This is a genomic window from Paracoccus nototheniae (genome assembly GCF_004335005.1).
Taxonomy (GTDB): Bacteria; Pseudomonadota; Alphaproteobacteria; order Rhodobacterales; family Rhodobacteraceae; genus Paracoccus; species Paracoccus nototheniae.
The window spans coordinates 1-26,460 of sequence record NZ_RQRT01000043.1 but is presented as its reverse complement, the minus strand read 5'-3'; the positions used below and the strand labels follow the sequence as shown (position 1 = coordinate 26,460).

Here is a 26,460-nt window from a genome sequence, read left to right as displayed (position 1 = left end):
TTAGTCACCGGCGGCCTGATGGCGCCGGTCGGATCGCCCGCCCGGCTGACGGGGGGCAGCTTTGACATCGCTTGAGAATGAGGATGTGACCTATGCGCAATTTTGACCTGACCCCGCTGTATCGTGCCTCGGTCGGCTTTGACCGTCTGGCCGACGTGATGGACCGCGCGATGACCGCCGACGTCGCCGCGCCGACCTATCCCCCCTATAATATCGAAAAGACCGGCGATGACGCCTATCGCATCTCGATCGCCGTGGCGGGTTTTGCCCCCGACGACCTGAACGTCGAGATGCGCGACGGCGCGGTCATCGTCTCGGCCCGCAAGGCGGACGAGGATGACGGCCGCACCTTCCTGCATCGCGGCATCGCCACCCGCGCGTTCGAGCGCAAGTTCACGCTGGCCGATCACGTCCGTGTCGAGGGCGCCAGCCATGCGGACGGAATGCTGCATATCGACCTGGTCCGCGAGATCCCCGAGGCGCTGAAGCCGCGCCGGATCGAGATCGCGAAATCGGCGCCGAAGGTGGAGCGGCTGGACGCCTGATCTTTTGCGTCCCGCGAATGCCGGGGGGCCAGCCCCGTCGCCGGCTGGTCCTGTGACCAGTGGCGCACCAACCGGCGACCCCCCGGGATATTTTCATGAAGAAGAAAGGGCTGCCATTGGCGGCCCCTTCAGAATGTGCGGCGGGCGCGCAGGGCGGCGGTGATGGTGCCGTCGTCGAGATAGTCCAGCTCGCCGCCGATGGGGACGCCCTGGGCCAGGCCGGTGACGACGACGCCCGAGGGGGCGAGGGCGTCGGCGATGTAATGCGCGGTGGTCTGGCCGTCCACGGTGGCGCTGAGGGCGAGGATCACCTCGGTGATCCGTTCGTCGTCGATGCGCGAGAGAAGCAGCGGGATGCGCAGATCGTCGGGGCCGACCTCGTCCAAGGCCGACAGGGTGCCGCCCAGCACATGATAGCGGCCCTTGAAGGCGCGGCCCCGTTCCAGCGCCCACAGATCGGCCACGTCCTGCACCACGCAGATCTCGCCGGTCGCGCGGGCCGGGTCGGTGCAGATCGCACAGGCGTCGCGGTCGGTGATATTGCCGCAGATCAGGCACTCGCGCGAGGTCCGGGCCACCCGGTCCATCAGCTGGGCCAGCTGCGCCAGCTGCTGGCTGCGCCTGCGCACCAGTTGCAGCACGATCCGCCGGGCCGAGCGTGGCCCCAGACCCGGCAGGCGCGCCATCAGCGCGATCAGCGACTGGATGTCGTCCTGACCATCGGGTGGCGGGTCGCCTGCAAATGGCTGGGGGGGCGGCAGATCGGCGGGGGCCATCGGATCAGAAGGGCAGCTTCATGCCGGGCGGCAGGCCCAGCCCTTCGGTGATGCGGGCCATTTCCGACTGCATCCGGTCTTCGGCATTGCGTTGGGCGTCCTTGATGGCGGCCAGGATCAGATCCTCGACCACCTCTTTTTCCGAGGGCACGAAGATCGACTGGTCGATGTCCAGCGCCGTCAATTCGCCCTTGGCGGTGCAGGTCGCCTTGACCAGACCGGCGCCCGAACTGCCGGTGACGGTGATGCGGGCCAGATCCTCTTGCACCTGCGCCATCTTGTCCTGCATGTCCTTGGCGGTCTTCATCATCTTGGCCATATCGCCAAAACCGCCCAATCCCTTGATCATCGCTTAATCCTCATCTTCGAAGGGGTCCCATTCCTCGGCCTCGGCCACGGGCCCCTGGGTTTCGTCATGGGGGTTGGCCGCGCCCTCGGCCAGATCCTCGACCGGGGTCTGGACGGGGGCGCGGGTCACGTTGGTCAGCCGGGCGCCCGGAAAGGCCGCCAGCACCTGCTGCACGATGGGCAGGCCGAGCGCGCGGTCATGGGCGGCGCGGGCCAGGGCCGCGCGCGTTTCGGCAATCGTCGGGGCGCCGTCGTCATTGGTGACGGTGACCGCCCAACGCTGCCCGCCGGTCCAGCCGCGCAGCCGTTCGGCCAGACGCTGCGCGAAATCGGCGGGGGGGTTGCCCTTGGGCTGAAATTCGATCCGTCCGGCGCTGTAGCGGACCAGCGCGACATGGCGTTCGACCAGCACCAGCAGCGTCATGTCGCGCATCCGGTCGATCAGATCGACGACCGAGGAAAAGTCGGGATAGCTTTCGACCACATCGGGCGCGACGGCCAGCGCTGTCGCGGCCCCCGAGGCGGCCCCCGGGGCGGCGACGGGCGCGGGCCGGGCGCGGCGCAGTTGCGCCTGCGGGCCTTGCGACGGGGCTGTGCCGTGTTGCGCCCCCTGCTGAGCCGGGCCGCGGGTGAATTCGCCGGCGGTCTGGGCCTGCTGGACGCGGCGGATCAGCGCCTCGGGGTCGGGCAGGTCGGCCACATGGGTCAGGCGGATCACCGCCATTTCGGCGGCCATCATGGCATTGGGGGCGGCGGACACCTCTTCCAGCGATTTCAACAGCAGCTGCCACATCCGCGACAGCACCCGCATCGGCAGGCGTTCGGCCAGATCCTTGCCCCGCGCACGTTCGTCGGGCGAGATGGTGGGATCGTCCAGCGCGCCCGGCGTGATCTTGACGACCGAGATCCAATGCGTGACCTCGGCCAGATCGCGCAGCACGGCCACCGGATCGGCGCCGTCGGCGTATTGCGACTGCAATTCGGTCAGGGCGCTGGCGGCATCGCCGCGCAGGATCATCTCGAACAGGTCGATGACGCGGCCACGATCGGCCAGGCCCAGCATCGCGCGGACCTGTTCGGCGGTGGTTTCGCCCGCGCCGTGGCTTATGGACTGGTCCAGCAGGCTTGTCGCATCGCGCGCCGACCCTTCGGCGGCCCGCGTGATCAGGGCCAGCGCGTCTGCCGTGATCGTCGCGCCTTCGGCGGCGGCGATGCGTTGCAGCAGGGCGATCATCACCTCGGGTTCGATCCGGCGCAGGTCGAAGCGCTGGCAGCGCGACAGGACGGTGACGGGGACCTTGCGGATTTCGGTGGTGGCAAAGATGAATTTCACATGGGGGGGCGGTTCCTCCAGCGTCTTCAGCAGCGCGTTGAACGCGCTGGTGGACAGCATGTGAACCTCGTCGATGATATAGATCTTATAGCGGGCGCTGGCGGCCCGGTAATGCACCGATTCGATGATCTCGCGGATATCGCCGACGCCGGTGCGGGACGCGGCGTCCATCTCCATCACGTCGACATGGCGGCCCTCGGCGATGGCGATGCAATGTTCGCAGATGCCGCAGGGTTCGGTGGTGGGACCGCCTTCGCCGTCGGGGCCGATGCAGTTCATGCCCTTGGCGATGATCCGGGCGGTGGTGGTCTTGCCGGTGCCACGGATGCCGGTCATCACGAAGGCCTGCGCGATGCGGTCGGCGGCAAAGGCGTTCTTCAACGTGCGCACCATCGCGTCCTGACCGACCAGATCGGCGAACGTCTCGGGCCGGTATTTCCGGGCCAGAACCTGATAGGCGGGTGGGGTGTCGGTCATGGGTCCCTCGGGCATCGCCGTACCTTAGCGGGGCGGGGCAGGGGCCACAACCGGGTCACGTGCCCGGCAACGCAGGGACACTCAGGCGGCCAGCAGGCCGATGCCGCGAGCGCCCGCGATCAGGTCGGGGGCCAGATAATCGGCGTGATCGCCCGACAGGGGAACCATGTCGGGCACCTGCACGACGGTCATGCCCGCCGCGCGTGCGGCAACCGCGCCCACATCGCTGTCCTCGAAGGCCAGACAGCGGTCGGGGGCAATCCCCAGACGGCGTGCGGCCAGCAGATAGACATCGGGGGCGGGCTTGGGCAGGGGCACGTCGCTGCGCGTCACCACGATGTCGAAACTGTCGGTCAGCCGGGCGGCGGCCAGTTTTTCACGCGCCTGAGCCGTGGTGCTGGAGGTGGCGATGGCAAAGGGCATCCCCGCCTTGCGCAGCGCCGCCAGCAGATCATGGACATAGGGCCGCAGCGGAATGCCGTCGCGGTCGCGGCGTTCGATCAGCGCCTCGGCCCACAGGCGGTCCAGATGCGGAAAGTCGAAATCCGCGCCCAGATGGTCGCGCAGGATCGCGCGCGATGTCGGCTCGTCGATGCCCACCAGCGAGGCCAGCAGCCCCTCGGGGGCGGGGCGGCCCATGCGGGTCAGCGCCGCCTCTCCGGTTTCGATGCCCATCCGTTCGGTGTCCAGCAGGGTGCCGTCCAGATCAAAGATCACGGCATCGAAGCGGGTCTGGGTCAGGCGTGTCACGGGGTCGGTCCTTCCATCATGTCCGCCGCTAACATGGCGGTGTCGCAGGCGGGGGGCAAGGCATGCGCGCTGCATGGCTGCCTTGATGCTGGGCGATCTGATGGGGGGTTTTGGGGTGAGAGGCTGGACAACGACCCAAGCGGGACTCGTTACGGCTGCTTCCTTCCGGACCTGACCGAGTTGGCGAGGCACTTGCCCGCGCCAACCCCTCGGGCGCACAAATAGGCGGATGGGCGGCCGGATGCAAGCCCGGCATCGACCGGTCTTGTCACAAGATCAGGCGCATCACTGCAAAGCCATCGGCGTCGTGGCCCACCGCCTGAACTTGGTCGGGCAGGGGGCGATCCAGCGCGGCAGGGGCGGTGCGGAACAGGGCCGTGCTGCCGGGCTGGGGCAAGAACCCCCAATTGGGCTGCCCGGCCATCAGGATATGGCGCCGTTCCCGGACATAGCGGCGCAGCACGTCGCGGGTCAGCGTCCCCGGCCCCAGCAGCATGTCATTCTGCGACACGAGCGGGCCGAAGAGGCCGCAACCCGACAGCCGATAGGAGTTGGTCGCCAGAACGAAGGGGTCGTCATCGCCGACGGGACGGCCCTGCCAGCGCAGCTGGTGGATGCGCCATGCCTGGGGCCGGATCAGGCATCCGTCGGGATCAAAGCGCGCAGGCCGGGACAGATCGACCTGCCATGTGATCCCGTCGATCACATCAAAGTTATAGGTCGGAAAATCCGGATCCAGCAGGTCGGCGTCCCGCGCACCGGGGGGGATCTGCCGGAACATGCTGGCAGATCGCTCCAGCCAGCCGCGCAGCTGTGCGCCACGGATGCGAATGGCGGCGATCCAGTTCGGAAAGGGGTACAGATCGGACAGATGGCGCTGGTTCAGCGGCCCGGCGGGCACATCCGTGAAATGCTGGGTGCCGCCGCGTCCGCCCGCCCGATGCGGGGCCGTCGCCGACAGCACCGGCAGCCCGGCATGGGGTGTGCCCGCCAGCAGCCGCCGGACATGCCAGCGCTGCGCCAGATTGACCAGCCGCAGCCCCGCATCCAGCCCGATCACCGCATAATGGCTGTTCAGGTCTTGCCCCGACCGTCCGACCCGGATCGCCATCTGCCGCCGCGTGGCGCGATGCGCGGCGGCCACCGGGCGCTGCACAAGGTCCGATGCCGGAATGTCCACCGGAACCGGCTCGACCCTGGCGGCAAAGCCGTCCAGATGCAGCGCGCCCGTGACCCCGGCGCAAAACCGCAGATCGATGACTCCCAGATGAGAGCCGCCAAAGCCCGGCATCACCGCAGGCTTGCCCGCCAGCGTGCCCGCCCCGGCATCGATGCCCGGGCGGTCCTGCCAGCCGGGTCCGGGAAAGACCTGATGGCTGTGCCCGGCGATCACAACATCGATGCCCGCCAGTCCCGCCAACGCCAGTGCCGCATGCTCCATCCGGGGCGCGGGTTCGGCGGCGCCGATGCCGCTATGGGCCAGCGCCACGACCAGATCGACCCCGGTTGCCCGCAAACCGGGCAGCAGCCTGCGGGCCGAGGCGATGATGTCGCCGCTGTGCAGCATCGGGCGCAGGCCGGGATCCCATTCCCCGGTCTGGGGGGGCAGAAAGCCGATCACGCCGATCCTCAGGTCGTGATGATGGCCAGCCGAATCGGTCAGACGGCGGCGGATCACACACCATGCGGGGAAATCCGGGCCCCGCTGCAGGGCCAGATTGGCCGCCAGCATGGGAAACCGGGCCCGCGCGACGCTGCGTCGCAGAAATGTCAGCCCGAAATTGAAATCATGGTTACCAAGTGCCGCAGCGTCATAATTCAGGGCATTCATCGCCGCGATGGCGGGATGGATGGCCCGGGCCGCGTCGGCCTGCCGGGCGATCACCTCGCCCATCGGGCTGCCCTGCAGAAAGTCGCCATTGTCCAGCAGCAGGCAGGCCCCGGCCTCGGCCCGGTGCGCCTCGATCAGGGTTGCGGCGCGCGCGAGGCCGGGCAGCGCCGAGGGGCGGTCGGCCAGATAATCATGGGGCATCAGATGCATGTGCAGATCGGTCGTGGCCAGAATGCGCAGCGTCATGCCCGACGGTGCAGTCCCCGGACGATGTGGACCCACGGGCGGCGCGATCGCCGATCGATGCTCAGCCATGATGCCGCCCGGCATGCTGATCGGCGTCCATGTCTGTCCAGTGCAAGCGAATAAGGAAGATGTGATTATCCCTAGAGCACTTGGCGCGAGTGGCACAACCCTGGATTGAATTTTAACCGGTTTTATGGAAAGCTGACCACGTGTCATGGAAATCAGGCAATAGGATCGCATACCGGGGCCACAGACCGTGACCTGAGGCACGCAACAGACAGGTGATCAGATACAATGCTGACGACTTGGTTGAACACACAACCCAATCTGGACTATCAGCCAGAAAGCAAGTCCGCATCGCCGGACAGTAGCGGTCTGGTCAGTGGGTTGTTCCAAATGAAGTTCTCGACGCGTATCGATACCGACCTGCCGGCCGAACGGCTGTTTGATTCCATCGGGAATTTCGAAACGCTCGAACGTATGCTGATCGGACGCGGGGCCAGCGTGTCGCGGATCGATCCTTCGAACGATCCCAGTATCGGGATGGGCTGGAACATCCGGTTCGACTGGCGCGGAAAGCCCCGCCATCTGCGGCTGGCGGTCACGCGGTTCGACCGGCCCGAACAGATGACGATGGACGGGCGGTCGGATGCGCTGGAACTGGCGATCAGCGCCAGTGTTGTGCCGCTCAGCCGCGCCCGGTCCCGCCTGATCTGCGAGACCGAGGTCAAGCCGCGCAACATGCGCGCCCGGCTGATGCTGCAGACGGCCAAGCTGGGCAAGGGCCAGCTGGACCGCCGCTATCAGCGCCGGATCGAGGAATTCGTCAGCCAGATGTGCGGCACCGGACGCTGATCCGGGCGCCCGGCTTCAGTCGGCCAGCCCCGCCTGGCGTTGCGCCTCGCGCAGCGGATCTGCGGGATAGACGCCCAGAATATCCAGCGTCGAGGTGAAATATCCCAGTTCGTCCAGCGCACGCGCGACGTTCGCATCCTCGGGGTGGCCCTCGATATCGGCATAGAACTGGGTGGCGGTGAAAACCCCGTCGACCATATAGCTTTCCAGCTTGGTCATGTTCACCCCGTTCGTCGCGAATCCCCCCATCGCCTTGTACAAGGCTGCCGGAATGTTGCGCACGCGGAACACGAAACTGGTCAGCATCCTGTCGGACCGGCGGCTGAAATCGGGCTGGCGAGACATGATCAGAAACCGCGTCGTGTTGTTCTGGCGGTCCTCGATCCGGTCGGCCAGACGGTCCAGCCCATAAATCTCGCCCGCCAGCGGTGCGGCCAGCGCGGCCAGCGACGCATCGCCGCGCGCCGCGATCTCTCTCGCCGATCCGGCGGTGTCGGCGCCGGTCACCGGGCGGATCGAATGCTGGCGCAGAAAGCCCCGGCACTGGCCCAGCAGAACCGTATGGCTCATCGCGTCGGTGATCTGGTCCAGCCGCGTGCCGGGCAGGGCCAGCAGGCTGATATGGACGCGCACAAAGGCCTCGTCGATGATGCGCAGCCCGGATTCGGGCAACAGGTGATGGATATCGGCCACCCGGCCATAGGTCGAATTTTCGACCGGCAGCATGGCCAGATCGGCCTCGCCCGCGCGCACGGCCTCGATCACATCTTCAAAGGTGCGGCAGGGCAGGGCCTCCATGCCGGGGCGCGCGCTGCGGCAGGCTTCGTGGCTGTAAGCGCCGGGTTCACCCTGAAAGGCGATGCGATTTGTGGTCATGTCGGAGCCCCGCCTGTCCGGAAATCGAGTGTGCGGGGTAACTATACCTTGATCCTCCAAAGCGAAAGCGGATAGATACCGCTCGACTTGACGAGCTTACCAAGGCGGGGACCGCACGCGATGTTCAACACCATGACCCTGACCAAGGCAGCCGGCGCCTTTATCGGCGCGCTGCTGTTTCTGATGCTGGCCAACTGGGCTGCCAGTGGCCTGTTCCATGTCGGCCCGGCCGGACATGGGGGGGATCATGAGGGCGAGGAAATCACCCAAGCCTATTCCATCCCGGTTCCCGAAAGCGCCGCCGACAGCAGCGGTGTCGAGGAAGAGGTCATCGATTTCGCCGCCCTTATGGCGTCGGCCGATGCGGCAGCGGGCGAACGGGAATGGGCGAAATGCCGGTCCTGTCACCAGCTGAACGGCAGCGACGGCGTCGGCCCGCACCTGAACGGTGTGGTCGGTCGCGACAAGGCCTCGATCGAGGGCTTCAGCTATTCTTCGGCTGCGCAGGACATGCCCGGCGAATGGACCCCGGAAAACCTGTTCGGCTTTATCGAGAACCCGCGCGGCTATATGCCGGGCACCGCGATGAGCTTTGCGGGTATCCGCGACCCGCAGGCCCGCGTCGACCTGATCGCCTATCTGGAAAGCAATCCGTAAGACCGGGCTGCTTCTCCGCTTCGGCCCGTTCAGAACCCCGGCAATCGCCGGGGTTTTTTGCTGTCGGTGGGCAGGCGGGTGGGGCCATGACCCGGTGGCCGGTCCCAACCCGCCCGGGCTTTGCGCCCCATCACCCGCGTTCACGAAATCGCGGCTTGAAGCCCGGCCCCCCGCCGGCCTAGCCTTCGGCGTCCATCAAGAGGTTCCCCATGCGCCACACCGTCCTGATCGCCACCTTCCTGTCCGGCCTGTCCCTTGCCACGGCGGGGGCCGCACAGGACAGCGGTCCGGCTGACGAACAGGTGATCCGGTCCCACGGCGTCGCGATCTTTGACGAATTGCAGCTGCCCGCCGACTTTACGCATCTGCCCTATGTGAACCCGGATGCCCCCAAGGGCGGAGAGATGTCGCAGTCGATTCCGAACTCGATGGGGTTCGACAACTACAACCCCTATACCTTTCGGGGTCGGGCAGCGGCGCTGTCGACCATCATGCTGGAATCCATCCTGACCGGGACGGCGGATGAGGTGGGCGCGGCCTATTGCCTGCTGTGCGACAGCATCGAATATCCCGAAAGCCGGGATTGGGTGATCTTCAATCTGCGCCCCGATGTCACGTTCAGCGATGGCAGCCCGATGACGGCGGGCGACGTGCTGTTCAGCTATGAACAGCTGCGCGACAAGGGTCTGTCCAGCTTTCGCAGCGTGATCGGCCAACAGGTCGCCCGTGCCGAGGTTCTGGACGATCATCGCATCCGCTTTACCTTTACCCCCGATTATCCGCGCCGCGACCTGATCCAGTCGGTGGGCAGCCTGCCAATCTTCAGCCGCGCCGATTTCGAGGCGAACGAACGCGATCTGGAACAGACCATGCAGACGCCGTTTGTGGGGTCGGGGCCCTATGTCTTTGACCGGGCCGATCCGAACCGCAACGTCCGGTATCGCCGAAACCCGGACTATTGGGGGGCCGATCTGCCGATCAATCGCGGGCGCCACAACTTCGATACGCTGCGCTATGAATATTTCTCGGATTATGACGCCGCGTTCGAGGCGTTCAAGGCAGGCGAATACACGTTTCGCCAAGAGGTCAGCAGCATCATCTGGGCCAGCCGCTATGACTTTCCGTCGCTGAGCAACGGATGGGTCAAACAAGAGACCCTGCCCAACGGCAATGTCGCCTCGGGGCAGGCCTGGGTGCTGAACCTGCGTCGCCCGCAGTTTCAGGATGCCCGGGTGCGGCAGGCGATCGGGCTGATGTTCAATTTCGAATGGTCGAATGACGCGTTGTTCTATGGCTTGTACAACCGCGTCGACAGCTTTTGGGAAAACAGCGATCTCGAGGCGACCGGAACCCCGTCCGAGGCAGAACTGGCCTTGCTGACACCCTTGGCCGCCGACCTGCCCGACGGCATTCTGACCGACGAGGTCGCCACCGCGCCGGGCAGCGGCGAACGCCAGACAGACCGCCGCAATCTGCGTCAGGCCAGCGCACTTCTGGACGAGGCGGGCTGGGTCACCGGCAGCGACGGGCTGCGCCGGAATGCCAATGGAGATGTGCTGCGGCTGGAGATTCTGAATGACAGCCAGACTTTCGACCGGGTGATCAACCCGTTCGTCGAAAATCTGCGCGCTTTGGGCATCGATGCGACCAACAGCCGCGTCGATAATGCCGAATACGAAAACCGCAGCCGCAGCTTTGAATTCGACATGATCAGCGATCATCTGGGTCAGCCCGAGATCCCCGGCGCCGGATTGCAGCAGGTCTTCGGCTCGGCCAATGTCGGGGATGTATTCAATGCCGCAGGGTTGGCGAACCCGGCCATCGACGCGCTGATCACTCAGGTCGAGGCTGCGGAAACCAATGACGATCTGACCACCCGCGTCCATGCGTTGGACCGTGCCTTGCGCAGCCTGCATTTCTGGGTGCCGCAATGGTATAACGCAAACTATCTGGTCGCCTATTACGATCAGTTCGGCCGCCCCGAGACCCTGCCGCCCTATGCCTTGGGCGAGATGGATTTCTGGTGGTACGACGCCGAAAAAGGCGAGGCCCTGCGCGCAGCGGGCGCCTTGCGGCGCTAGGGCATTTCGCTTGATTTCCGGGACCGGATTGCCGACAACACGCGCCAACACGACGGCCCCGGCAAGGGGACGCGACATGGGGAAGGGCAAAGGCTGATGGGCGCCTATATCCTGCGGCGTTTGCTGCTGATCATCCCGACGCTGATCGGCATCATGCTGGTCAATTTCACGCTGACCCAATTCGTCCCCGGCGGACCCATCGAACAGATCGCTGCCCAGATTCAGGGCGAGGGCGATGTGTTCCGCAATATCTCGGGGGGCGGGGCCGAGGCGGGGCAGGCGGCCCCCACCGGATACGAAGGCGCGCGCGGCCTGCCGCCGGAATTCATCGCCCAGCTTGAACGGGAATTCGGCTTTGACAAGCCGCCGGTCGAGCGGTTCTTTTCGATGCTGTGGAATTATCTGCAGTTCGATTTCGGGACCAGCTGGTTCCGGTCGGTCAGCGTGGTCGATCTGGTGCTGGAAAAGATGCCCGTCTCGATCACGCTTGGGCTGTGGTCGACAGTGATCGCCTATCTGATCTCGATCCCTCTGGGGATCCGCAAGGCGATGCGGGACGGATCGCGCTTCGACACATGGACCTCGGGCGTGATCATCATGGCCTATGCGATCCCTGCCTTCCTGTTCGCGGTGCTGCTGATGGTGCTGTTCGCGGGCGGCAGCTATTGGCAGATCTTTCCGCTGCGCGGCCTGACATCGGATAATTTCGCCGACCTGTCGGTGTGGGGCAAGGTCAAGGATTATGCCTGGCACGCCTTTTTGCCCGTCATGGCCGCGACGATCAGCAGTTTCGCGACGCTGACCCTGCTGACCAAGAACAGCTTTCTGGACGAGATCAACAAGCAATATGTGATGACCGCCCGCGCCAAGGGCCTGACGGAACGCAAGGTTCTGTACGGCCACGTCTTTCGCAACGCCATGCTGATCGTGATCGCGGGCTTTCCGGCGATGTTTCTGGGCGTGTTCTTTGGATCAAGCATCCTGATCGAGACGATCTTCTCGCTGGATGGTCTGGGCCGTCTTGGGTTCGAGGCCGCGGTCCAGCGCGATTATCCGGTCATCTTCGGCACGCTTTACGTCTTTGGCCTGATGAGCCTGGTCGTCGGCATCCTGTCGGACCTGATGTATGTCTTTGTCGATCCGCGCATCGATTTCGAAAAGAGGGCGGGATGATGGCGATGTCCGAACTGAACCGCCGCCGACTGCGCAATTTCCGGCGCAATGGCCGCGCCTTCTGGTCGCTGATCATCTTTTCGGTGCTGTTCGTCACCGCGATGTTCGCCGAGATCGTGGCCAACGACAAACCCATCGTCGTGCGCTATCAGGGCGATCTGTACTGGCCCGCCTATAATTTCTATCCCGAGACGGCGTTCGGCGGGGATTTCGGGACCGAGGCGATCTATCGCGACGAGGCCGTGCAATGCCTGATCGTGTCCGGCGGGCGCGAGGCCTGCTGGGACGATCCCGAAGGTCTGATCGAGGCGGTGCAGACCGGTGCCAGCGATGTCCCCGAGGCCGAGCAGGGCTGGATGATCTGGCCGCCCATCCCCTATCATTACCGCACCATCAACAATGTCGGCACCGCACCAAGCGCGCCCGACAGCAACCATCTGCTGGGCACCGACGATACCGCGCGCGATGTGCTGGCGCGGGTGATCTATGGGTTCCGCACCTCGATCCTGTTCACGCTGATCGTGACGGTCGTCGCCTCCACCATCGGCATCGCGGCGGGGGCGGTGCAGGGCTATTTCGGCGGGCGGACCGATCTGGTCTTTCAGCGGGTGCTGGAGATCTGGGCATCCACCCCCGGGCTTTACGTCATCATCATCCTGTTCGCGATATTGGGGCGCAGCTTCTGGCTGCTTGTCTTCGTGACCATCCTGTTCGGCTGGCCCGCCTTGGTGGGGGTCGTGCGGGCCGAATTCCTGCGGGCGCGGAATTTCGAATATGTCCGGGCGGCGCGCGCGCTTGGGGTCAGCGACCGCAAGATCATGTTCCGCCACATCCTGCCCAATGCGATGGTCGCGACGCTGACCATGCTGCCCTTTGTGGTGACCGGCACGATCAGCGGATTGGCGGCGCTGGATTATCTGGGCTATGGCCTGCCCGCCGGTGCGGCGTCCCTGGGCGAGATGGCCTTGCAGGCAAAACAGAATCTGCAGGCGCCCTGGCTGGCGTTTACCTCATTTTTTACTTTTGCGATCATGCTGTCGCTTCTGGTGTTCATCTTCGAGGGCGTGCGCGACGCCTTTGATCCGCGAAAGACGTTTCGATGACCGATCAACCCGTCCGCCCCGCAGCAGGCGCCCCCGCCGCCGTGGCCGAGGAGCATGGCGGATCGATGCCCGGCGCGCCCGAGGGGCATCCCACGCCCTCGGCGCCGTCGGATGCGGTTCTGGACGTGCGCGATCTGCGGATCGGCTTTCGATCCGAAGGGCGGGTGATCCCGGCGGTCAAGGGTGTCAGCTTTCACATCCGGCGTGGCGAAACCGTGGCGATCGTGGGGGAATCGGGGTCGGGAAAATCCGTCACCGCGCTGTCCACGGTGCAACTGCTGGCAGGGTCGGCGGTGGTTCAGGGATCGGTCCGCTATGCGGGACGAGAGATGGTCGGCGCCCCCGACCGCACGCTGCGCGAGATCCGCGGCAACGATATCAGCTTTATCTTTCAGGAGCCGATGACATCGCTGAACCCGCTGCACACGCTGGAAAAGCAACTGTCAGAAAGCCTGGCCCTGCATCAGGGCCTCAGCGGCGCCAAGGCACGGGCGCGGATCATCGAGCTGCTGACCCGCGTCGGCATCCGCGATCCGGAAACCCGGCTGGCCGATTACCCGCATCAGCTGTCGGGCGGGCAGCGTCAGCGGGTGATGATCGCCATGGCGCTGGCCAACGGGCCGGACCTGCTGATCGCCGATGAGCCCACGACCGCGCTGGACGTCACGATTCAGGCGCAGATCCTGGACCTGCTGGCGGAACTCAAGGCCGATGAGGGCCTGTCGATGCTGTTCATCAGCCATGATCTGGGCATCGTGCGCCGCATCGCCGACCGGGTCTGCGTGATGAAGGATGGCGAGATCGTCGAACAAGGCCCGGTCGAGGCGATCTTTGCCCGTCCGCAGCATCCCTATACGCAAAAACTGTTGGCCGCCGCCCCGCAGGGACAGGCCGAACCCGTGGCCTCTGATGCCCCGGTGCTGGTCGAGACGCGCGATCTGAAGGTCTGGTTTCCCATCAAGCGCGGGCTGATGCGCCGCGTCACCGGCCATGTGAAGGCTGTGAACGGCGCGACCCTGACGCTGCGCGCCGGCGAGACGCTTGGCGTGGTGGGCGAATCGGGCAGCGGCAAGACCACGCTGGCGCTGGCGATCATGCGGCTGATCGACAGCGACGGCCCGATCCTGTTCATGGGCAAGGACATCCAAAGCTGGGGCGGCGCCCAGCTGCGTCGCCTGCGCCGCGATCTGCAGATCGTCTTTCAGGATCCCTTCGGCAGCCTGTCGCCGCGCATGACCGTCGAACAGATCGTGTCCGAAGGCTTGGGCGTCCACGGGATCGAACCGGGCCGCGACCGCCGCCAGATGGTGTCCGAGATCCTGACCGAGGTCGGTCTGGACCCGCAGATGATGCACCGCTATCCCCATGAATTCAGTGGCGGCCAGCGCCAGCGCATCGCGGTGGCCCGCGCGATGATCCTGCGCCCCAAGGTGGTGGTGCTGGACGAGCCGACCAGCGCGCTGGACATGACCGTTCAGGTGCAGATCGTGGATCTGCTGCGCGATCTGCAGCGCCGCCACGGGCTGGCCTTTCTGTTCATCAGCCATGATCTGCGGGTGGTGCGGGCGATGGCGCATCACATCATGGTCATGCGGGCGGGCGAGGTGATCGAACAGGGCAGCGTCGCGCAGATTTTTGACGCCCCCGAACAGGACTATACCCGTGCGCTGCTGAAGGCGGCTTTTCCGATTACCGAGTAAAGGCGTTTGCCATGAAGATCCTGTTCGTGCACCAGAATTTTCCGGGGCAGTTCCCGCATCTGGCCCCGGCGCTGATGGCGCGCGGGCACGAGGTTCTGGCCCTGACTGATGAAAAGAACCAGCGCCGCAGCCCCGTCAAGACGCTACGCTACAAGGCGCCCACGCCGGTCACGACGGATGGGGCCTTGGGACGCAGCTATTCCGATTTCGCGGAACGGGGGCTGCTGACGGCGCGGGGCGCGCGGGCGCTGCGCGACCGGCACGGGTTTTATCCCGACATCATCATCGGCCATCCGGGCTGGGGCGAGACGCTGTTTCTCAAAGAGATCTGGCCCGAGGCGACCCTGCTGGTCTATGCCGAACTGATGTATCGCACGCGCGGCCATGATGTGGGTTTCGACCCCGAACTGAGCCCGGACCGCGACGAGATGCGGTTCATGACCGTCGCGCGATCGGCCCATCTGGTGCAGGCGATGGTGCAGGCGGACGGGGCGATCGCGCCGACCCGCTATCAGGCGGACAGCTTTCCGCCCGAATTGCGCGCCAAGATCACCGTCATTCATGATGGCATCGACACGGGCCTTGTGGCCCCCGACCCCGACGCGCAGCTGGTCCTGCCCGATGGCCGCGTGCTGAGCGCGGGGGATGAGGTGCTCAGCTTTGTGTCGCGCTCGCTGGAGCCCTATCGCGGCTTTCACATCTTCATGCGCGCCTTGCCTGCGGTGCAGGAGGCGCGACCCCATGCGCATGTCGTGCTGGTGGGGGGCGATGGCACCAGCTATGGCAGCAAGCCGCGCGATGCCGACAGCTGGAAGGACAAGTTGCTGGCCGAGGTCGGCGGCCGTCTGGACCTGAGCCGCGTGCATTTTCTGGACCGGGTGCCGTACGGCGTCTATCTGCAGTTGATCCGGGTGGCGCGGGTGCACTGCTATCTGACCTATCCCTTTGTTCTGTCATGGTCGCTGATGGAGGCGATGGCGGCGGGCGCCTATGTCGTGGCCTCGGATACCGAACCGGTCCGAGAGATGATCCGCGATGGCCAGAACGGGCGGCTGGTGCCGTTCTTTGACGGGCCCGCGTTGTCGGCGGCGCTGATCCGCGGTCTGGAAGGCGATCCGCAGGCCCCGGCGATCCGGGCGGCGGCGCGCACCAGCATCGCCCAGGGCTATGATCTGGCCGGTGATTGCCTGCCGCGCCAGATTGCCTGGGTGGAAAGCCGGGGCAGGATCGGCTAGATCTTTGCGACTTTCCGAAAAGGGCCCTCCCGGATGACGCAGATCAGGCTGACCAACACCCGCACCCGGACGAAAGAGGATTTCGTCCCTATCAATCGCGATGACGTGCGCCTGTATCTGTGCGGGCCGACCGTCTATGATCGGGCCCATCTGGGCAATGCGCGGCCCGTGCTGGTGTTCGATCTGCTGGTGCGGCTGCTGCGCCACGTCTATGGCGCAGAGGCGGTCACCTATGTGCGCAACTTTACCGATGTCGATGACAAGATCAACGCCGAGGCGCAGCGCCGCAAGGCCGCCGGATCGCCTTTGTCGCTGGAAGCGCTGATCACCGAGCGCACGGATGAGACGATCGCCTGGTATCACGCCGACATGGATGCGCTTGGCGCCCTGCGCCCCGATCACGAGCCGCGCGCGACCGCCTATATTGCCCAGATGATCGCGATGACGACCGACCTGATCGCCAAAGGCCATGCCTATGAGGCCGAGGGGCATGTGCTGTTCGATGTGCGGTCGTTCCCCGATTACGGCAAGCTGTCGGGCCGCTCGGTCGATGACATGATCGCGGGCGCCCGGGTCGAGGTGGCGCCCTTCAAGCGCGATCCGATGGATTTCGTGCTGTGGAAGCCGTCGGATGCGGATGTGCCGGGCTGGGCCAGCCCTTGGGGCCGGGGGCGTCCGGGCTGGCATATCGAATGCTCGGCCATGTCGGCGGCGCTGCTGGGACCGCATTTCGACATTCATGGCGGCGGCATCGACCTGCAATTCCCGCATCATGAAAACGAGATCGCCCAAAGTTGCTGCGCCCATCCGCAGGCGGGTTTCGCCAATGTCTGGCTGCATAACGAGATGCTGCAGGTCGAGGGCAAGAAGATGTCCAAATCCTTGGGCAATTTCTTCACCGTCCGCGATCTGCTGGACCGGGGCGTGGCAGGCGAGGTGATCCGGTTCGTGATGCTGTCCACGCATTACCGCAAGCCGATGGACTGGACCGAGGCGAAGGCGGCGGAAGCGGAGCGACACATCGAGAGCTGGTTCTTTGCTCTTGTAAAGGCAGGATATGACCGACGAATGGTCGATGTCCTCAAAGACGGCGATGTTTGGAAGCCCTTAGACTCTGTGGTCGATGCGCTTTCGAATGATTTGAATGCTTCGGAGGCGATCGCTGCTTTGCACAAGTTTCCGACCAGCGTCAGCGCCGTGCAAATGGCACCGTTTGCTGCTTCCTTGGAATTGATGGGATTTGTGTCGGATTGGGACGAGATCGGCAGTGTCGCCCGGTTGGGCGTGGGAAGCGTGGGCGATCATCCCGCGCGCGACCGCGTGGCGGCGATACTACGAGCCCGCGACGAAGCCAAGCGGATCAAGGATTTTGCGACTGCGGATCGGATCCGCAAGGCGTTGCTAGATGCAGGTATCGAGGTTCGTGATACACCCGGTGCACCATCCTCATTTACCATTCCGGTCGATTTTGACGAATCAATTCTGGACGACTTAATTCTATGACCCTTGACGCCTGCACCGAAACCCTGCGCCAGCATGATCCCGACCGGTTCGGCGCCGTGCTGGTGGCCGAGCCTCAGGACCGGGCGGCGCTGGTGACGCTTTATGCGCTGAACCTGGAAATCGCCCGGGCGCCGTTCCAGTCGGCCGAGCCGATGCTGGCCGAGATGCGGCTGCAATGGTGGGTCGACCGGCTGGATCAGATGGGCGCGGGCACGCCGCCGCCGCTGCATGACGTGCTTACGCCCTTGTGGCAGGCCTGGGGCACGCAGGCCGGCGATCTAAGCGTCCTGGCCGAGGCGCGCCGTCGCGATTGCGACCGCCAGCCCTTTGATCATCCCGATCAGGTCGTGGCCTATGTTGAGGCGACGACCGGCGCGCTGATGCAGATCGCGGCGCGGCGCTGTGGCGCGCATGAAGGGGTGCGCGACATCGTCGGCCATCAGGCGCGCGGGGCAGGGCTTGCTGCATGGCTGCGCGCGCTGCCGCAATTGCAGGCAATGCGGCTTGGGGTGGAACCGGCCCGACCCGAGGATGCGCAGGCGCTGGCGGAGCAGGCGCGCGACGGTCTGCGGCTGGCCGCCCGGCTGCACGGCAAGCTGCCACGCCGGGCGGCGGCGGCGCTTTATCCCGGACCGCGCGTGCCCCGCCTGCTGTCCGAGATCATCGCCGGGCGCTGCGACCCCTTTGCGGTCACCCCCGCGATCACCCCCTTTCAGCGCCGGGCCTCGCTGGCCCGACTGGCTTTGACCGGGCATTGGTGGCGCTAGGCGGGCGCAGAAATCGCTTTTCCTTGCCGTCCGGCTATGGAAGGAATTGGGATCAAGGAAACCCGCCAGACAGGGGCCAGCAGACAGGGGGAACGGCACGCGATGGCCAAGCCAAAACTCGACGCCGAGGCCCGCGCGGGTCTGACGCTGATCGCGCCGCCATTCCTCTATGCGCTGATCATTCTGGCCGCGCCCCTGCTGACCATTCTGGCCTATAGTTTTCTGACCGACGGCTATCTGGTGGTCCTGCCCGAAGCCACATTGGCCAATTACGCGCAGGTGCTGGCCGATCCCATCGTGCATACGGTCATGGCGCGGTCGCTGACCGTGGCGGGGGTGGTGACGCTGGCCACCGTGGTGACGGCCTTTCCCATCGCCTATTACGTCAGCTTCATGGTCCGCCCCGAGAAAAAGGCCATGTGGCTGTTCCTGATCACCATCCCCTTCTGGACCAGCTATCTGATCCGGGTGTTTCTGTGGAAGGTGATCCTGGGCTATAACGGCGTGGTCAATTCCTCGCTGACCGGGCTTGGCATCATCGACGAACCGCTGACCTTCATCCTCTATAACGTCAACGCCATCGTCATCACGCTGGCCCATGCCTATGCGCCCTTCGCGATCCTGCCGATCTTCGTGGCGCTGGAAAAGATCGACCGATCCCTGCTGGAGGCCGGGCGGGATCTGGGGGAAAGCCGGTTGATGACCTTCTGGCGGGTGACGCTGCCGCTGGCCATGCCGGGGGTGATCGCGGCGGTGCTGATCGTGTTCATCCCCACCATCGGCGATTACGTGACGCCCGAGGTGATCGGCGGCGGCAAGATCCCGATGATCGCCAATATGATTCAGGTGCAGATGCTGGCGCTGGACAACCGGCCCCTTGGGTCCGCGCTGGCGGTCACGACGATGGTGATCGTGACGCTGGTCAGTCTGGTGTTTCTGTTCCTCAACCGCCGTTTCCTGAAGGTGCGCCGATGAACCAGGGCAGCGGGCGCGGCCTGCAGATCTATGCCGTCTTCTATCTGCTGTTTCTCTATGCGCCGATCATTCTGCTGCCGATCTTTGCCTTCAACTCGGGGACGATCATCGCGTTTCCGCTGCAGGGGATCACGACCGACTGGTTCGCGCAGATGTGGGGCAATGCGGCGCTGCGCCGGGCGCTGACCAATTCGCTGACGATTGCGGTCTCGGCCTCGGTGCTGGCGACCTGCTTCGGCATCTTTGCGGCCCGCGCCTCGACCCGGTTCGGCTTTCCGGGCAAGGCGGGCATCATGGGGTTCATCATGCTGCCGATGGTCCTGCCGGAAATCATCGTGGCCATGTCGCTGCTGGTCGTGCTGCTGGGCGCCGGGGTTCAGCTGTCCCTGCTGACGGTGATCGCGGGACATACGCTGATCTGCATGCCCTATGCGATCGCGGTTCTGTCCACGGCGTTTTCATCGCTGGACCGGTCGCTGGAAGAGGCCGCCTATGATCTGGGCGAGACGAAATGGGGCGCGTTCCGGCTGGTGACGCTGCCCTTGGTCATGCCGGGCATCATCAGCGCGCTGCTGATCAGCTTTACCATCAGTCTGGACGAATTCATCATCGCGTTCTTTCTGGCCGGGAACGAGCCGACGCTGCCCACCTATATCTTCAGCCAGCTGCGCTTTCCGCGCGCGATCCCCGTCATCATGGCGCTTGGAACGGTGCTGGTCATCGCGTCGATCGTCCTTCTGGCGCTTGGCGAATATTTCCGCCGCCGGGGCAATGCCCGCATCGGCGCAAAGCCCACCGGAGGGTTGATGTGACTGATCCCAGGCCGATGATCCAATGCCACGGCGTGCATAAATATTACGGCGATTACCACGCGCTGCGCGGGATCGACCTGACCATCCGCGCGGGCGAGTTCTTTTCGCTGCTGGGCCCGTCCGGCTGCGGCAAGACGACCCTGCTGCGCACCATCGCCGGGTTCGAGGATATCAGCGACGGCGCCATCCTGATCGATCAGAAACGCATGGACGAGGTGCCCGCCAACAAGCGGCCCACGAATATGGTGTTCCAGTCCTATGCCATCTTCCCGCATCTGACGGTGGCTGAAAACGTCGCGTTCGGGCTGCGCCGCGATCCGCGATCCAAGGCGGAAAAGGCCGTGGCGGTGGACGAGGCTTTGGCGATGGTCGGGCTGTCGGGCTATGGCGCGCGGTCGGCTCATGCGCTGTCGGGCGGCCAGCGACAGCGGGTGGCGCTGGCCCGGGCGCTGATCCTCAAGCCCAAGGTGCTGCTGCTGGACGAACCCCTGTCTGCGCTGGACCGAAAGATGCGCGAACAGATGCAGGTCGAGCTGATCAAGCTGCAGCGTCAGGTCGGCATCACCTTTGTTCTGGTCACCCATGATCAGGAAGAGGCACTGGTCATGTCCGACCGCATCGCCGTCATGTTCGAGGGCGAGATCGCCCAGCTGGACGAGCCGGAAACCCTCTATGCCCGCCCCGCCACGCGGCGGATTGCCGATTTCATCGGGGTGATGAATTTTCTGCCCGCCCGGATCATCTCGCAGGATGGCGGGCTGACCACGGTCGAGGTCGCCGGGCTGGGCATGGTCGAGCTGCCCGACAGCCAGCTGAGCCGCGCTGATGATGGCGACGGTGGCCCCACGATCGGATTTCGTCCCGAAACGATGACGCTGGTCGGCCCGGGCGCCACCCACAGCCAGCCGCGCGAAACGAATGCCACCATCGACGAGGTCGTCTATTACGGCGACATGACCTATTACGATCTGCGTCTGGACGGGGTGACGGGCGAGGATGGGAAGGCGCGCACCGTGCGGATCTCGATGCGCAACGTCTTTGGCCGCGATGTGCAATCCGTGGGCACCCGGACCCGTCTGGCATGGTCGCCCGGATCGCTGGTCCTGTTCCGCTAGGGCTCCGTTTCCCAGCAGTGTTGCGGCCGGATCAGCGCGGGGTCAGCCGCACCCAGATGCCATCTTTCGCGCGGATGGTCAGGCGGGCGACCGGGGTGGGGGTGCGGTCGGTAACCTCCAGCCGCCAGCGCCCGATGATGGCGGCCAGCATCACCACACCCTCGGCCATGGCCAGCCCGGCGCCGGGGCAGGCGCGCGGGCCCGCCGAAAAGGGCAGATAGGCGCCGCGCGCGCTGGCCTTTCCCTCGGGCGTGTCCCACCGGGCGGGGTCGAAATCATCGGGCCGGTCCCACAGCTTGCGATGCCGGTGCAGGTGCCAGGGCGACACGACCAGCTGCGCCCCGCGCGGAACGTGGCGGTCGCGAAACGTCTCGGGGCCGGTCGCCTCGCGCACGAACATGGCGACGGCAGGGTAAAGGCGCAGCGCCTCGCGGAAGACCGCACGGGTGGATTTCAGCGCCGACACGCTGCCGAAATCGTCGCTCAGCGCCGGGGCCTCGGCGGCCACGCGCTCCTGCCATTCGGGATGTGCGGCCAGCAGCCACAAGGCCCAGCCCAGGACCGAGGCGCTGGTCTCGTGCCCCGCCAGAAACAGCACCGCGACCTGATCGATCATCTCGGGCCCGGTGAAGCAGGCGCCGGTCTGCGGGTCGGGGGTGGTCATGATCTTGGTCGCCAGATCGTCGGGTGCGGTGCCTGCGGCAATCGCTGCGGCGCGCTCGGCCACCAGCGTTTCGATCAGCCCCCGGATGCGCGCCGCCGTGGTCCGGGTACGGCGCGAATGGGGGCGCGGCATCCATCGGGGCAGGGGCAGAAGGGCGGCCAGATTGACCAGCGGCTGCGCCTCCTGATGGGCGCGGAACGCCTCGAACACGTCGGAGGCGATGCGATGTTCGATCGGCAGGGAAAACAGCGTGCGAAAGATCACATCGGCGGCTGCATGGGCGGAATGCGGCTCGATATCATGGATGCCCGGTTCCAGCCGCGCGGCGGCGGCCCGCGCAGCATCCAGGATCGCGGGATAGCTGGCGCGCACCCGCCCCCCCTCGAAGGCCGGGTCGATGATGCGGCGCTGATGCGCCCACTCCTCGCCGTTCGAGATGAAGACCCCATTGCCCAGCAGCGGCGCCAGCCCTTCGCGCATGCGGTTGGATTTCGGGAAATCGCCCGCGCGGTCCTGTAGGATCACCCGCAGCAAAGCCGGGTCGTTGCAGAAAAAACTGTGGATCAGCGGCGTGCGGAATTCGGCCATCCAGGCGCCGTAAAGACGCTCGGGCAAGGCCGACAGCAGGTCGCGGCGAAACCCCCGGATCAGGCTGCGCAGGGTGCCGCGCCCTTGGGTTCCCTGCGGACGGGGCGTGGTCACGGGCGCGCGCCGACCGCGCGCGTGATCCGCGCGGGCGAGGGTTTGCGCCCCGCAAAGCGGCGGTCCAGCGTCTGCGGCCCGGCGGTGATCGCGAAATAATCATAATCGCCGGGTCGGTCGAAGGCGCAAAGGTATTGGAAATGCAGCCGGAACCAGCGGTTTTTCATCGCGCTCAGCCGTTCGGGCGACAGGGTCTGCGTGAAGGCGGCCGAGATCACCAGCGGCCATCTCTGCCCCGCGCCCCCGGCGCCGCAGACCGCCACCGGATCGCAGAGCGCAAAGCAGCAGGCATCCCCCGGCGCGGTGACATCCAGCCAGAAGATCCCTTCGGCCCGGCCCAGATAGCCCAGATCGTCGCGCAGCCGCCCGGCATCGGGCAGGAAGGCGGCCATCGGCACCACATGGCCAAGGGTCAGCAGGGACAGGGCCGGGCCCCCGGCGCGCGGCGGCCCCTCGCGCAGCAGATCGGCCAGCAGGGACACGGCCAGATAGGCGCCCGAGGAATGGCCGACCACCAGCACCTCATCGGGTCCGTCGTCGATGATCTGGCGCAGGCGGTCGCGGAACTGGCTCAGCCGATCCTCCAGTGCCGGGGGATAGCCGCCGCGATGGCGCGCTGTGAAGGCATAATCATGCATCAGGTAATAGGCGAACAGCCGGTGATCCAGCCGCTTGCCCATCACCAGCACCCCCCAGACCAGCGCCAGCCCCACCGGCAGGGCCAGCCAGCCGCCCCCAAGGGCAAGGATGCCCCATGCCGCCAGCCCCCCCAGCAACAGGCCCAGCATCAGCTGCGCCAGCAGCACCGCGATGGGATAGAGCGCGGCGATGACCGGCCCGCGCCGCAGCCGCATCAGCCGTGTCAGCGTGCCCGTCGCGATATAGGTCCATGAGGTCCGCACCAGCTGCGCATAGGTCGCGGCGATCCCTTGCGTCATCGAGGCCTGCACCAGATCGGACCACAGCGCGACCTCGATCACGGTGCGGGTGTCCTGCCCCTCGACCCGGCCATGCACGGCCCAGGCAAAGCCCGGCGCTTCGGCCTTGGTGATGCGCAGGCGGTGACCTGATATGGCGGCCTGATCGGCACCCTCGCGGCGATACAGCTCGCGATACCGCCGGGGCGGGATCGGATCGAATCCCGGCAGATACAGGACATGGCGTCGAAAAGAGGGGGTCATGGCGGCCTTTATCTGTCCGCACCCAGAATAAGGCCAAATGCCCCGCCGACAAGACCTGTCGACAGGACCGGCAGGTCAGCCGTCGCGCCAGCGCGCCTCGTGGGCCTCGATCGCGGCAATGCGGCGGGCGGTGGGGGGATGGGACAGAAACCAGGCAGGCGCGCCCGCGCCCGCCCGACCGGTCAGGGCGTCCAGTTTGCGAAACAGCGATTTCTGCGGATCGGTGCCAAGCCCCGCCTTGATCATCAGCGCGCTGGCAAAGCGGTCGGCCTCGAATTCGTCCTGCCGCGACAGGCGTGCGGCAACGGCGGTGGCGATGGCATTGGCGATCCATGCCCCGAAGCCGGGCAGGAACCGCCCCAGCACCCCCGCCAATGCCAGCCGGATCGCGTTCTGCCCCGCGAAATCGATCATCCGCCGCCGCGAATGACCAAGCGAGACGTGCCCCAGTTCATGCGCAATGACGCTGGCCAGTTCTTCGGGGGTGACCTCGCAGGCATCCAGCTTGCGGATGAAACCACGGGTCAGAAAGATGCGGCCATCGGGGGCGGCCAGCCCGTTCACCGGCTCGATTTCATAGATATGGGCGCGGATCGGGGGCAGGTCCATCGCCCGGCCAAGGCGGTCCAGCATCGGCGTCAGGCGCGGATGGCGCAGGGGCGTCGCCTTTTCGGTCAGTTCCTTTTTCAGCCGCCACGCGGAAAAGAACCACATCGCGGCCAGATACAGACCCAGCAAAAGGATCGGCGTGAACTTGAGCATGACCCCTATATGGCCCCGCCCTGCCGCTTGTGCCAGAGCCTGCGCGCCCCCCACACCCCGAGACCAAGTGCCGCAGCGACCGCCAGCGCCTTCTGCGCCGCCGCCTCTTCGCCGCGAAAGCCGCGCCCGGCCAGATGGCCCGCGCCCAGATGCAGCGCGGCCCACAGCATCTCTCCGGGGACCGAGGCTGCCAGAAAGCGCGGCAGCGACAGGCCCGCCGCCCCTGCGACATAGTTGGTGGCAGGCCCAAGCGGCGTCACCAGCCAGCGCGACAGGAACACCGCCATGACGCCCCGCCGCGCGATCAGCGCCTGCGCCCGGCCCAGAACCACGGCCAGCCGCCCACGCCGCGCCAGCCAGGGCTGCAGCCGCCGCGCCAGCAGAAAGGCCGTCAGATCGCCAAGCGAGGCGCCGGTCACCGCCCCCAGCCAGATCGCGGCCCATTCCAGATGCCCGGTCCCGGTCAGCGCGCCCGCGCTGATCAGCAGGACCGAGGTCGGCACCGGCACCATCATGCAGGACAGAAACGCGCAGACCGCCAGCAGCCACGGTCCCCAGAGGGGCAGGGCGGCGGCCAGATCCGCGCTCATCCCAGCAGGCGCATGGCGCGGGTCAGCCCGTCCAGCGTCAGGGGCAGCATGCGGCCCTCGAAGATCTCCTCGACCATCCCGATCGACCGGGTCATGGGCCAATGCGCCTCGGGGACGGGGTTCAGCCAGATGTGATCGGGCCAGGTCTCGGCCAGCCGCGACAGCCACAGCGCCCCCGGCTCGGCGTTCCAATGCTCGCTGGCGCCGCCCGGCACCGCGATCTCATAGGGCGACATGGATGCGTCGCCCACGACGATGCATTTGTAATCGCGGCCAAAGCGGCGCAGCACCTCCCATGTGGGGGTCTGCGCCTCCCATCGGCGGCGATTGTCGGTCCACAGGCCCTCGTAAAGGCAGTTGTGGAAATAGAAATGCTGCATGTGCTTGAATTCGGCCCGCCCGGCGCTGAACAGCTCGTCCACCACGCGGACATGATCGTCCATGCTGCCGCCCACATCCAGAAACAGCAGCACCTTGACGGCATTGCGGCGTTCGGGCCGGGTCTGCACGTCGATATAGCCGTGATCGGCACTGGCGCGGATCGTGCCGGGCAGATCCAGCTCTTCCACGGCACCGTGGCGGGCCCACTGGCGCAGCCGCTTCAGCGCCACCTTGATGTTGCGGGTGCCCAGCTCGGCCCGGTCGTCGAAATCGCGGAATTCGCGCCGGTCCCAGACCTTGGCGGCGCGGCGGTGGCGGCTGGCATCCTGGCCGATCCGCACGCCTTCGGGGTTGTATCCATAGGCGCCAAAGGGCGATGTCCCCGCCGTTCCGACCCATTTGTTGCCGCCCTGATGGCGACCCTGCTGTTCGGCCAGCCTGGCGCGCAAAGCCTCCATCAGCGCCTCGAAGCTGCCGCCGGAGGCGATGCCGGCGCGCTCGGCCTCGCTCAACAATCCCTCGGCCAGCTTTTCCAGCCAGTCGTGGGGCAGGGCGCGCGGATCGATCAGCGCCTCGACGGGAACGTCCTGCAGGCCTGCGAATGTCTCGGCAAAGGCGCGGTCGAACCGGTCCAGATGCCGCTCGTCCTTGACCAGCACCAGCCGCGCCAGCCCATAGACCCCCTCGACCGTCCGCCCGTCCAGTCCCGCCGCCATCCCCTCCATCAGATCCAGCCATTCCCGCAGCGACACGGGCACCCCGTGCCGGCGCAGACTGTCGAGGAAGGGCAGGAACATCAGGCCATCCGGTGAACAAAAATCGTGGCGAACAATCCGATCATGGCAAAGCCAAGCGCAAAGGCAACGCCATATTGCACCCGGTCGCGCCGGTTCCCACCCAATTGCGCGGCCCGCCGCCAGCCAAGGGCCGCTCCGATGACGGCAGCGATGATGACGATCATGACGGTCCTTCCCGCGACATCCGATAGCCTGCCAGATACCCTGCCGCGCCCCCACCCGCAA

At 66.0% G+C, this 26,460-nt stretch carries 25 protein-coding genes and 1 other RNA gene; 13 read left to right on the top strand and 13 right to left on the bottom strand.

All coding sequences use genetic code 11. The features are described 5' to 3' along the window. Positions 1–92 precede the first annotated feature (92 nt). Positions 93–545: an Hsp20 family protein gene (locus tag EG885_RS14805; protein ID WP_131575947.1), complete on the top strand. Its 453-nt coding sequence runs from the start codon at positions 93–95 to the stop codon at positions 543–545. Positions 546–673: 128 nt separating this feature from the next. Here EG885_RS14805 and recR read toward each other — a convergent pair whose 3' ends face one another. The 6 genes from recR to EG885_RS14775 form a co-directional block, all read right to left on the bottom strand. Beyond that, a complete protein-coding gene (gene recR / locus EG885_RS14800; protein ID WP_131575944.1) occupies positions 674–1,321 on the bottom strand; it encodes a recombination mediator RecR in 648 nt (215 codons plus the stop codon). A 4-nt stretch (positions 1,322–1,325) separates the two neighbouring features. Then, positions 1,326–1,670, bottom strand: coding sequence for a YbaB/EbfC family nucleoid-associated protein (locus tag EG885_RS14795; RefSeq protein ID WP_131575942.1), 345 nt, complete (start codon positions 1,668–1,670; stop codon positions 1,326–1,328). A 3-nt stretch (positions 1,671–1,673) separates the two neighbouring features. Then, positions 1,674–3,479: a DNA polymerase III subunit gamma/tau gene (locus tag EG885_RS14790; RefSeq protein ID WP_131575940.1), complete on the bottom strand. Its 1,806-nt coding sequence runs from the start codon at positions 3,477–3,479 to the stop codon at positions 1,674–1,676. An 81-nt stretch (positions 3,480–3,560) separates the two neighbouring features. Continuing rightward, complete coding sequence (locus EG885_RS14785; protein ID WP_165571155.1) at positions 3,561–4,229, bottom strand: HAD family hydrolase; 669 nt, start codon at positions 4,227–4,229, stop codon at positions 3,561–3,563. A gap of 113 nt (positions 4,230–4,342) precedes the next feature. Then, positions 4,343–4,441: signal recognition particle sRNA small type (ffs, locus tag EG885_RS14780), an RNA gene on the bottom strand. A gap of 56 nt (positions 4,442–4,497) precedes the next feature. Beyond that, entirely contained in the window at positions 4,498–6,375 is a 1,878-nt protein-coding gene (locus tag EG885_RS14775) for a bifunctional 2',3'-cyclic-nucleotide 2'-phosphodiesterase/3'-nucleotidase (RefSeq protein ID WP_242679675.1), read from the bottom strand. 327 nt (positions 6,376–6,702) lie between these two features. Here EG885_RS14775 and EG885_RS14770 point away from each other — a divergent pair, with 327 nt between their 5' ends. Continuing rightward, entirely contained in the window at positions 6,703–7,161 is a 459-nt protein-coding gene (locus tag EG885_RS14770) for a hypothetical protein (RefSeq protein ID WP_131575935.1), read from the top strand. 15 nt (positions 7,162–7,176) lie between these two features. Here the strand turns inward: EG885_RS14770 and EG885_RS14765 are convergent, their stop codons facing one another. Then, positions 7,177–8,037: a prephenate dehydratase gene (locus EG885_RS14765; protein ID WP_131575933.1), complete on the bottom strand. Its 861-nt coding sequence runs from the start codon at positions 8,035–8,037 to the stop codon at positions 7,177–7,179. Between the two features lie 120 nt (positions 8,038–8,157). Here EG885_RS14765 and EG885_RS14760 point away from each other — a divergent pair, with 120 nt between their 5' ends. The 11 genes from EG885_RS14760 to EG885_RS14710 all read left to right on the top strand — a co-directional run bounded on the left by EG885_RS14760 (position 8,158) and on the right by EG885_RS14710 (position 21,158). Then, positions 8,158–8,694 (top strand): c-type cytochrome, encoded by a 537-nt coding sequence (locus EG885_RS14760; RefSeq protein ID WP_131575931.1) that lies wholly within the window; start codon positions 8,158–8,160, stop codon positions 8,692–8,694. A gap of 209 nt (positions 8,695–8,903) precedes the next feature. Next, complete coding sequence (locus EG885_RS14755) at positions 8,904–10,775, top strand: extracellular solute-binding protein (RefSeq protein WP_131575929.1); 1,872 nt, start codon at positions 8,904–8,906, stop codon at positions 10,773–10,775. A gap of 96 nt (positions 10,776–10,871) precedes the next feature. Beyond that, positions 10,872–11,948, top strand: coding sequence for a microcin C ABC transporter permease YejB (locus EG885_RS14750; protein ID WP_131575926.1), 1,077 nt, complete (start codon positions 10,872–10,874; stop codon positions 11,946–11,948). Beyond that, positions 11,948–13,051: an ABC transporter permease gene (locus tag EG885_RS14745; protein ID WP_131575978.1), complete on the top strand. Its 1,104-nt coding sequence runs from the start codon at positions 11,948–11,950 to the stop codon at positions 13,049–13,051. The genes EG885_RS14750 and EG885_RS14745 overlap by 1 nt, the downstream gene beginning before the upstream one ends. 65 nt (positions 13,052–13,116) lie before the next feature. Next, on the top strand, positions 13,117–14,751 hold the full coding sequence (locus tag EG885_RS14740; protein ID WP_131575976.1) for an ABC transporter ATP-binding protein: 1,635 nt from the start codon (positions 13,117–13,119) through the stop codon (positions 14,749–14,751). 11 nt (positions 14,752–14,762) lie between these two features. Next, positions 14,763–15,986, top strand: a complete 1,224-nt coding sequence (locus EG885_RS14735; RefSeq protein ID WP_131575924.1) for a glycosyltransferase — start codon at positions 14,763–14,765, stop codon at positions 15,984–15,986. Positions 15,987–16,019: 33 nt separating this feature from the next. Next, complete coding sequence (gene cysS / locus EG885_RS14730; RefSeq protein WP_131575922.1) at positions 16,020–17,489, top strand: cysteine--tRNA ligase; 1,470 nt, start codon at positions 16,020–16,022, stop codon at positions 17,487–17,489. Further along, a complete protein-coding gene (locus EG885_RS14725) occupies positions 17,486–18,256 on the top strand; it encodes a squalene/phytoene synthase family protein (protein ID WP_131575920.1) in 771 nt (256 codons plus the stop codon). The genes cysS and EG885_RS14725 overlap by 4 nt, the downstream gene beginning before the upstream one ends. A gap of 102 nt (positions 18,257–18,358) precedes the next feature. After that, a complete protein-coding gene (locus tag EG885_RS14720) occupies positions 18,359–19,231 on the top strand; it encodes an ABC transporter permease (RefSeq protein ID WP_131575917.1) in 873 nt (290 codons plus the stop codon). After that, positions 19,228–20,043 carry an ABC transporter permease gene (locus tag EG885_RS14715; RefSeq protein ID WP_131575915.1) on the top strand — a complete coding sequence of 272 codons (816 nt, stop codon included), beginning with the start codon at positions 19,228–19,230 and terminating at the stop codon, positions 20,041–20,043. Before EG885_RS14720 ends, EG885_RS14715 begins: the two co-directional genes overlap by 4 nt. 14 nt (positions 20,044–20,057) lie before the next feature. After that, positions 20,058–21,158 carry an ABC transporter ATP-binding protein gene (locus tag EG885_RS14710; protein ID WP_131575974.1) on the top strand — a complete coding sequence of 367 codons (1,101 nt, stop codon included), beginning with the start codon at positions 20,058–20,060 and terminating at the stop codon, positions 21,156–21,158. Between the two features lie 31 nt (positions 21,159–21,189). Here the strand turns inward: EG885_RS14710 and EG885_RS14705 are convergent, their stop codons facing one another. From EG885_RS14705 to EG885_RS22770, 6 genes are all read right to left on the bottom strand, one after another. Then, the gene (locus tag EG885_RS14705; RefSeq protein ID WP_242679674.1) at positions 21,190–22,524 is read right to left on the bottom strand and encodes a cytochrome P450; all 1,335 of its coding nucleotides are present in this window, start codon (positions 22,522–22,524) and stop codon (positions 21,190–21,192) included. Next, entirely contained in the window at positions 22,521–23,705 is a 1,185-nt protein-coding gene (locus EG885_RS14700) for an alpha/beta hydrolase family protein (RefSeq protein ID WP_131575913.1), read from the bottom strand. The genes EG885_RS14705 and EG885_RS14700 overlap by 4 nt, the downstream gene beginning before the upstream one ends. Before the next feature lie 75 nt (positions 23,706–23,780). Then, on the bottom strand, positions 23,781–24,467 hold the full coding sequence (locus EG885_RS14695; RefSeq protein WP_131575911.1) for a M48 family metallopeptidase: 687 nt from the start codon (positions 24,465–24,467) through the stop codon (positions 23,781–23,783). A 5-nt stretch (positions 24,468–24,472) separates the two neighbouring features. After that, entirely contained in the window at positions 24,473–25,057 is a 585-nt protein-coding gene (locus EG885_RS14690) for a DedA family protein (RefSeq protein ID WP_131575909.1), read from the bottom strand. After that, on the bottom strand, positions 25,054–26,235 hold the full coding sequence (locus EG885_RS14685; protein WP_131575907.1) for a vWA domain-containing protein: 1,182 nt from the start codon (positions 26,233–26,235) through the stop codon (positions 25,054–25,056). Before EG885_RS14685 ends, EG885_RS14690 begins: the two co-directional genes overlap by 4 nt. Beyond that, positions 26,235–26,399, bottom strand: coding sequence for a hypothetical protein (locus EG885_RS22770; protein ID WP_165571154.1), 165 nt, complete (start codon positions 26,397–26,399; stop codon positions 26,235–26,237). The genes EG885_RS14685 and EG885_RS22770 overlap by 1 nt, the downstream gene beginning before the upstream one ends. Positions 26,400–26,460: the final 61 nt, after the last annotated feature.